The sequence below is a fragment of the Skermanella sp. genome (assembly GCF_059503625.1).
In genome coordinates this window covers 1-6,379 of sequence record NZ_JCACHA010000982.1, presented here as the reverse complement: position 1 = coordinate 6,379, position 6,379 = coordinate 1, and the positions used below count along the sequence as shown (strand labels likewise).

The 6,379-nt window shown below is 65.8% G+C and carries 10 protein-coding genes; 2 read left to right on the top strand and 8 right to left on the bottom strand.

All coding sequences use genetic code 11. The features are described from left to right. From AC5JJ6_RS35995 to AC5JJ6_RS35980, 4 genes are all read right to left on the bottom strand, one after another. A partial coding sequence (locus AC5JJ6_RS35995) for a portal protein (protein WP_496046643.1) occupies window positions 1-769 on the bottom strand: 769 nt, incomplete at its 3' end. Window positions 770-772: 3 nt separating this feature from the next. Then, window positions 773-1,195 carry a hypothetical protein gene (locus tag AC5JJ6_RS35990; RefSeq protein ID WP_496046642.1) on the bottom strand — a complete coding sequence of 141 codons (423 nt, stop codon included), beginning with the start codon at window positions 1,193-1,195 and terminating at the stop codon, window positions 773-775. A gap of 50 nt (window positions 1,196-1,245) precedes the next feature. Beyond that, window positions 1,246-1,704, bottom strand: a complete 459-nt coding sequence (locus AC5JJ6_RS35985; protein ID WP_496046641.1) for a hypothetical protein — start codon at window positions 1,702-1,704, stop codon at window positions 1,246-1,248. After that, window positions 1,701-2,009 carry a hypothetical protein gene (locus tag AC5JJ6_RS35980; protein ID WP_496046640.1) on the bottom strand — a complete coding sequence of 103 codons (309 nt, stop codon included), beginning with the start codon at window positions 2,007-2,009 and terminating at the stop codon, window positions 1,701-1,703. The genes AC5JJ6_RS35985 and AC5JJ6_RS35980 overlap by 4 nt, the downstream gene beginning before the upstream one ends. A gap of 269 nt (window positions 2,010-2,278) precedes the next feature. Between AC5JJ6_RS35980 and AC5JJ6_RS35975 the strand changes: the two genes are divergently transcribed. Together AC5JJ6_RS35975 and AC5JJ6_RS35970 are read left to right on the top strand one after the other, a co-directional pair. Continuing rightward, complete coding sequence (locus AC5JJ6_RS35975) at window positions 2,279-2,911, top strand: S24 family peptidase (RefSeq protein WP_496046639.1); 633 nt, start codon at window positions 2,279-2,281, stop codon at window positions 2,909-2,911. A gap of 68 nt (window positions 2,912-2,979) precedes the next feature. Then, window positions 2,980-3,264: a hypothetical protein gene (locus tag AC5JJ6_RS35970; protein WP_496046638.1), complete on the top strand. Its 285-nt coding sequence runs from the start codon at window positions 2,980-2,982 to the stop codon at window positions 3,262-3,264. A gap of 106 nt (window positions 3,265-3,370) precedes the next feature. On the opposite strand, the gene AC5JJ6_RS35965 is transcribed toward AC5JJ6_RS35970, so the two are convergent. From AC5JJ6_RS35965 to AC5JJ6_RS35950, 4 genes are all read right to left on the bottom strand, one after another. Further along, window positions 3,371-3,643, bottom strand: a complete 273-nt coding sequence (locus tag AC5JJ6_RS35965; RefSeq protein ID WP_044433056.1) for a DUF2312 domain-containing protein — start codon at window positions 3,641-3,643, stop codon at window positions 3,371-3,373. A gap of 156 nt (window positions 3,644-3,799) precedes the next feature. Then, complete coding sequence (locus AC5JJ6_RS35960) at window positions 3,800-4,114, bottom strand: DUF1244 domain-containing protein (RefSeq protein ID WP_496046637.1); 315 nt, start codon at window positions 4,112-4,114, stop codon at window positions 3,800-3,802. A 271-nt stretch (window positions 4,115-4,385) separates the two neighbouring features. Further along, on the bottom strand, window positions 4,386-5,534 hold the full coding sequence (locus AC5JJ6_RS35955; protein ID WP_496046636.1) for a carboxylate-amine ligase: 1,149 nt from the start codon (window positions 5,532-5,534) through the stop codon (window positions 4,386-4,388). 5 nt (window positions 5,535-5,539) lie between these two features. Beyond that, window positions 5,540-6,379 (bottom strand): N-formylglutamate amidohydrolase (locus tag AC5JJ6_RS35950; RefSeq protein WP_496046635.1); only part of this gene is annotated, 840 nt, incomplete at its 5' end.

Genomic DNA, 6,379 nt, shown 5'->3' with positions numbered 1-6,379 from the left:
CGCCCGGAGCCTTCAGCCAGCGGAAGTTGATGAAGGGCGAGCGGGCGAAGCGTCCCTCCGCCAGCACCTCGTCCTCGGCGTTTCCGCTGTCCAGGATCACGGTGTAGCGATAGACCGGCCCGTCCTTCAGGACGGCCTCGACCACGCCGAACCGCGCCTGCGGGTCCAGCACCGCCTCCCGCTCCATCGCCGGCCCGATCGCCGCATCCGGAAAGCGCAGGCGAAGCTGCGCCAAGGTCAGTTCGCTCCGCCGGAACGTCCCGTCCAGCCGTCCGTCCGCCCCCTCCTCCAGCACCGCTTCGGCCAGCGGAACCGCCGTGAACCGGAAGCTGGAGTAATCGCCGGGAGGCGCTTCCTCGAACAGCAGGCAGGCGGTGCCCGCGGTCACCAGATCCAGGTAGCACTGGTGCATCTCGACCGCGAAGTTGGAGCGGTCGAAATGGGACTGGAGCGTGGCCGCGGCCTTCTCCAGCAGGGGCGCCACGGTGTCGCGCTCCGCGTCCGACAAGTCGGGGCCGGGCATCAGCCCGAACCAGCGCGACCACGGCGGCGTGAGCTGGGCCAGCAGGCTAGCCGCAAGCTGCTCGACCGCATCGGCCGCCGTGCCGTCGAACAGCCGGTCGGTCTTCCGCTCCCCCGGATTGCCGCCCCGGCCGAAGCCGCCGCCATGCGGCAGGGCATAGTCGTAGCATTCCTGCCAGTGGGACTCCCAGATGCCACGCTTCGCCTTGGCGCTGGCGAAACGCTGAAGCAGCGACGATACGTCCATCGCCTATTCTCCCAGCAGGCGCTTCCGCGCCGCGGCGGAGGATCCCGTGGCCGTCGGCTGAAGCACGCCCCGCCAGGAGGTCAGCACCGTACCGCTGACGCTGCGGTCACGCTTCGCCAAGGCCTGCTCGGCCGCGACGATGGGATCGGTTTCGGGCTTCACGACCGGCGTCGTTGGAGTTGGAGCCGGGATCGTGGCGGTATCGACCACCTTCGGCGTCGTCACGGGAGGCGGGACTGGGGCCGGATCGGGCGTCACCGGCACCGGATCGGCCACGACGGGCTTGGTCTCCACGACAGGAGCAACCGGCTTCGGCGCCGTGACGGTCGTCGTGGCCGGTGTCGTCGTAACCGGCGTAGCGGTAACGACCGGCGTCGTGGTCGTGACCGCGGCCGGAGCCTTGGGCGGGGTAAACATCTTGGCCATGACGGCTCAATTCCTTCAAGCAAAGGTCAAATCGGATCGGGCGCGCCGGATCAGGCGATGGAGGCGGACCGTGCCGTGGTCCGCCGGTGCCCCAGTCCGTCCGGGTCCGACAGCCGGCGGTAAAGCTGCCAGGGCGTCACCACCCGGCGGTCGTGCAGTCCCAGGACGCGCTTGGCTGCCTCGACGCAGGTGAACGGCATCAGCGGCGCCGGGCGGAGGTGATCACGCCGGACCGGAGCCGCGACGACGGCATGCCCGCGCTCCCTCAGCCAGCCGATCAGGTCGAAGTTGGCCGCTACCGGCTGGACCACGACTTCCATGTGCGGCGACAGCGGATCGACGGTGATCCAGCTGGCGCCGTCGTTCAGCACGACGAAGCAGTGGCGGAAGCCCGGACGCAGCAGGCGCAGCCACCACAATTCCGCCTCGCCGCAGAACGCCACCCAGGCCTTCGGTTCCGCTCCCGGCGGTGCGCCGGGCGGCGCCACGGGCAACAGGGCGCCGCTCATCGCACGATCCCCTTTTCCCGCAGGACGGGGTCCAGGAAGGCCAGCGCCTCGCGCCACAGGCTGGACGCCCTGCACTCCAGCCGGCGTTCCGGATCGGGCGCCATCAGGCGCTTGCCGTAGTGGACCAGCACATGAAGGTGATCGCGGATCAGCTTCCGCTGCCGGTACAGCCGGTCGATCTCCCGCATCATGTCGAGCGGTTCGCAGGGGCGCGGCACCGTGCCGCGGCCGGCGACGATCCTGGCGCCGGACGAACGCGCTTCCTGAGCCTGGACGAACCAGAACCAGGCCTCCTCGGTGCTCACGAACGGGACGGAGTTGTCCTGGGAACCCAAGGGTTCGTGCCGATTTTTGCTGTGGACTGGCTGCCCATCCGGACGGGTCCGGGTATGGCTGGGGGACGGGTTACCGAACAAGCGGCACCTCCTGCGGAGATATGTTTTGGGAGAAGAGCGTCTCGTGACGGGAGCTGCGCCCTTGATGTTCCCCTTATGTTCCGTTTTAATTCCTACGTCAAGCTTTTTATGAAAACCTTCCTAGGGACAAGCAGATGGGAATATGTGAAGATGTTCCCATGCTTAAACATTCGGACATTTGGCAGGCGATTGATCGCCTCGCAGCCCAGAACGAGCTGTCGGCATCCGGCCTCGCGCGGCGGGCCGGGTTGGACCCGACGACGTTCAACAAGAGCAAGCGGACCACCAGCGAAGGCAAGCTGCGCTGGCCCTCGACCGAAAGCATCTCCAAGGTGCTGGAAGCGACCGCCAGTTCGTTCAGCGAGTTCGTCTCCCTGATCGACAGCGATCAGGCGAAGGGCTCGATGCAGCGCATCCCGGTGATCGGCTATGCACAGGCGGGAGCGCAGGGCTTCTTCGACGATGCCGGCTATCCGGCGGGCAGCGGCTGGGACGAGCTTCAGTTCCCCCATGTCGGGGACCCGCACGCCTATGCTCTGGAAATCAGCGGCGACAGCATGGAGCCGGTCTACCGCGACGGCGACATCATCGTCGTCTCGCCCTCCGCCAGCCTCCGGCGGGGCGACCGCGTCGTGGTGAAGACCACCGGCGGGGAAGTGATGGCGAAGCAGCTCCTGCGCTCGACCGCCAACCGGATCGAGCTTCAGTCGATCAACCCGGCCCATCCGTTGCGGACCCTGACGCCGGGCGAAATCGCCTGGATGGCGAGGATCGTCTGGGCCAGCCAGTAAGTCTCTGGGCCGGCAGTCCTCTGGAATAAATTCCTTTACAGCGGGTTGGGTTTGTGGTCACATGAACCATGATGCCCGATTCGCTGACCGACCTGTACCGGACCTATAATGGTCCACCGCCCCGTCCGGCCCTGAAAGCCGCCCTGCTCGATGGGAATTCGCCGCATACGGGGCGGCGTATCCGGGCGCGCTGGACGGTGGCCTGCCGCCTCGCCGCAGATCAGCGGCTGGGCATTGCCCGCCGCCGCACCGCCTGCGCCAGTTCTCCACAGACCGACCCCTGGCTTAAGCGTCTTGTGGCAGATCTGGCGCTTCACCGCGCAGCGGCGGAGTTCTGGCGGGGGCGCTTTTAAGTTTCTGCGTAAAAAATTAAATACTCACCCGCTCAGGCTTTAAAAGAAAATGCCCGGACCAAGTCCGGGCACAACAAAAAACAGAACAAGGACGAGTACTTCGCCCTCACTCCATCCCGAGAGCCATCTTGTAGAGTTCGATCAACTCTTCCTCTTCCTGACGCTCTTCCTTCGCCTTCTTCCGGAGCCGGATGATGGTGCGGATGATCTTGACGTCGAACCCGGTACCCTTGGCTTCGAGATAGACGTCCTTGATGTCGTCGGAGATGCCCTTCTTCTCTTCTTCAAGGCGCTCCAAGCGCTCGACAAAAGAGCGAAGGCGATCGGCGGCAATGCCCCCGACATCGTTCGTCGGAGCCGCAACTGAACTGTCCGTCATGAATTCCTCGTCACCTGAAACGACCTGTTGGGCGCACCATAGCCAATCCGATCGCCAAGGGCACCTGTCGGCGAACGTTCCAGCAAACTTTTCGGTGCGCCCCTGCCCTGCGTGCCCTGCCCTGCGCGAAAGCAAGCTCAGGCCGGTAGCCGCCGGTCAGTGGTCGGCGCGCGCCTGGGCGGCCGCGAAGGACTGCTGCTGCTCGACCGTCGCTTCGGCCTGATGCTTGGCCTTCCACTCCTCGTACGGCATGCCGTAGACGATTTCGCGGGCGTCGTCGTAGCTCATCTCCAGCCCCTTGTCCTCGGCGGCGGCCCGGTACCACTTGGACAGGCAGTTGCGGCAGAAGCCGGCGAGGTTCATCAGGTCGATGTTCTGCACATCTGTACGGTTGCGCAGATGCTCGACCAACTGCCGGAAGGCTGCGGCTTCCAGTTCGGTACGCGTCCGCTCGTCCAGTTCCGTCGTCATCGTCTCGACTCCTCGAATTTTCGCGTTATGACCATCGGCACGGTTACCCCTAGCCTGACATGGCATTTGGTAAAGGATAGCGCAACGCCCACAGTTTTCGTTTCCCCAAGGCGCTAATTTTAGCTAACTTCAGCGTGCTGGTTTAGGCCCGGTTTCCCAACCTTGGGATGTTGAGCATGGTTATCGATCTGACACCGCATCTTCCCTACGACATGCGCGATCGCGCCGAACAGGTAGCAAGGCGGGCGGCGGGTTTCGCCGATCTCGTCCGCTACGGCGCCGGCTCCAGGCCGAACAGGGTCTCGCCGATCAGCCAGTCCACCACCTGCCTCAACGCCTCCTGAGGCTCGGCGCCAGCCGCCACCGCTTCGTTGTAGACTGCGACCTGACGGTGCGCGCTGGTGCCCCGGCCGACGATGTCGCGGGCATTGGCGATGGCGTCGACGCAGCCCAGCGCTTCCGCGTCCTCGCGCAGCAGGTCGATCAGCTCGTCCAGCAACTCGCCATAGGGCACGATCTCGCCCCGGCCGAAATCGATCAGCCCGCCGTCGAATCCATAGCGCTGAGCCCGCCAGCGGTTCTCCTCGATCAGCAGGTTCCGGTAGCGCCGCCACTGGACATTGTCCCGCCGCAGCCGCCACAGCATGCGCAGCAGGCAGACATAGAAGGCGGCCACGGTCAGCGTATCGTCCAGCCGGGTGCAGATATCGCTGATCCGCACTTCCAGCGTCGGAAAGCGGCTCGACGGCCGGATGTCCCACCACAGCTTGGTCGCGTCCTCGATCACGCCGGCCTCGATCAGCGCCCCGACCTGCTGCTGGAACTCGCCGAAGCTATGGTACTCCTCGGGCATGCCCGTCCGGGGCAGCTCGTTCCACACCGCCAGCCGGTAGCTCTTCAGCCCGCTGTCCTGGCCCTGCCAGAACGGCGACGACGTGGACAGCGCCAGCAAATGCGGCAGGAAATAGCGGACCTGATTCATCAGGTCGATGCGCAGGTTCTCGTCTTCGATCCCGACATGGACATGCATGCCGCAGATCATCAGACGCCGCGCCGGAGCGCCGATGTCGCGCGCCAACATATTGTAGCGGTCGCGGTTGGTGTGCTTCTGCGGCAGCCAGACCGCGAAGGGATGGGTCGAGGCCGCTATCGGCGCCATCCCGTAGCGGCTGACGACGTCCGCCACCGACAGGCGCAGCCGCGACAGCTCGCCCTTCGCCTCCGACAGGTCGGAACAGACGCGGGTGCCGATCTCGATCTGGCAGCGCAGGAACTCCGGATGGACCTGATCGGGCGCCACGGCCTCGCACGCGGCCAGCATGTCGTCGGGCGGTTCGGGCACGATATCGCGGGTCTGCCGGTCCACCAGCAGGTATTCCTCTTCGATGCCGAGCGTGAAGCTGGGAGCCTTGGCAGCCATGATCCTCAGAAGTGCTGGATGCGGAAAAGAGCGGGATCGGCCAGGACCTCGTCCATGGCGCGTCCCAGGATGTCCGCCCACTCGATGGCGGCCTCCGGTGTCGTGATCAGGTCCTGCCGGATCTCGACCAGAAGGTTCGGCAGCCCGCGCTGGGTGGCATGCCGGTCCAGGGTCGATCCCTCGCAGTTCCGTCCCGTGTACGGCTCGTTGTCCCCAACGCAGAGACGCGGATCGCGCTTCAGGTTCTCGATCACCGGCGCCGCCATCCTGTCGTCCTGATCCCACAGGATGCCGATATGCCAGGGACGGTCGATGTCGCGCATGACGGGCGTGAAGCTGTGGATCGAGACGATGGCCGGGACCTGCCCGCGCTTCATAATCCGGTCGATTTCGGCGCTCACCGTCGTCTGATACGGCCAGAACAGCTCGTCGATCCGCAACGCCGCCTCGGCCGGGCTGAGCGTCCGGTTGGCCGGAACGATCGTCCCGTCGCTGATGACGGGGATGGAGGTCGGGTCCTCCAGGTCGCGGTTTAGATCGACGATCAGCCTCGAATATCCCGACAGCACCGCCGCCGCGTCGTACCGCCCGACCAGCGCCCTGGTGACGTCGGCGGCGCCGATATCCCAGGCGATGTGCCTGGACATCTCCTCGCCGTCCAGCCCAAGGGTACCGAGCGACGCCGGCACGGCGTTGGAGGCATGGTCGCACAGCAGCAGGACCGGCGCGCGGCCCTCGCGGTTGAGCACCGTCACCGGCGGCGGATCGCCGGGACCGAGCAGAGGCGGCAGCGCCGCCGGCTTGGGAGCCGTGGAAGCAGAAGACATGGCGCGCACTATACCCGA